Genomic DNA, 1,169 nt, shown 5'->3' on the forward strand with positions numbered 1-1,169 from the left:
CGCTTCGTCATCAACTCTGAGAAATGGCGGCGTCCCTTAGTCTTGCATTTAGGGTAACGATGATCTTTCGCATGACGGCAGCGATTGCCACCATTGGCTTTTTTCCGTTTGTGACGAGGCGTTTGTAGAAGGGTGCGAATTCGCCCCTTCCAGCTGCGGCGCGCAGGGCTGGCATGAACAGCGCGGTTCTGACATCAGGGCGCCCGCCACGGATTTTGCGGTAGCCTTGCTTTTGTCCGCTGTCGTTTGGGTGTGGTGCAAGGCCAGCAAGGGCTGCAGCTTTGCGGCGTGTCATGGTGCCGAGTTCGGGCAGGATAGCTAAGAGCTTGGCCGCCACGATCGGGCCGAGACTGTCCATGGCCGTGCAAATGGCGGCTCGATGCTTAAGGGCGCTGCTGTTGGCGATCAGTTCGCGGATCTCGGCATCGATGATTTGGAGCTGGCGCTCGACGACTTTGATCACGGCCTCGAAAGAGGTCGCGAGCTTGCGGCCGCCAGGTGCCTTGGCACGGTTCTTCTCTGCGACTTTGATGGTGATGAGTTCCTGGCGGCGGCGAACCAGGGCGCGCAGGCTGGTCTCATCGGCATCGGGCGCCTGCCAAAGGGCCAGCTTTTCCCAGCGTTCGCGACCGTAGGCTCTCAACATCGCGGCATCGATGGCATCGCTCTTGCCGTGCGTGCCGAAGGAGCGGATGTAGCTCTTGACCTTGAGCGTGTCGGCGCGATGGCAGGCAATGCCGGCGCGCAGGCACTCTTCGAGCAGCAGGCTTTCATGGCCGCCTGTCGGCTCGCACACGACAAGGTCGATGTGTCTGTAGCTCTTCAGGAAAGCACGGACAGCTCTGCGCTGATTGAGGATGGTGCCGGTGGTAGTCCCGTCGGCGACGGTGACGGTGTCCTTGGCGATGTCGAAGCCGAGGCACATTTGCGGTTGTTGATGCAAGAAGGCCATGCTGGTGGTATCCTTCTAAGGCTTCGGATTGTTTGCGGGCGTGGCGCAAGCCAGCGGCCAATCAACTCTCCAAGCGATGGCGGACAAAGACGGCAGGGACCATGATGACGTCGGGTGTTACCCGGTCCTAAGGGCGGTCGCCTGCCGCCGGGACTGCTGGCTGTGATGGGCCGCAGTCCCGGCCGCCAAACTACCCGATCCTTCTCAAACAATCCTA

The 1,169-nt window shown here is 60.9% G+C and carries 1 protein-coding gene; it reads right to left on the reverse strand.

Going from position 1 to position 1,169, the window contains the following annotated elements; translation table 11 throughout:
• Positions 1 to 10: 10 nt before the first annotated feature.
• Positions 11 to 952: an IS110 family RNA-guided transposase gene (locus AC1DX0_RS36160; RefSeq protein ID WP_477224680.1), complete on the reverse strand. Its 942-nt coding sequence runs from the start codon at positions 950 to 952 to the stop codon at positions 11 to 13.
• Positions 953 to 1,169 lie beyond the last annotated feature (217 nt).

This window comes from Mesorhizobium sp. P3_A9 (assembly GCF_056402975.1).

Bases quoted from the DNA above. Each gene is read 5' to 3' on its own strand.
- AC1DX0_RS36160 (WP_477224680.1), bottom strand. From the start codon at position 952: ATGGCCTTCTTGCATCAACAACCGCAAATGTGCCTCGGCTTCGACATC.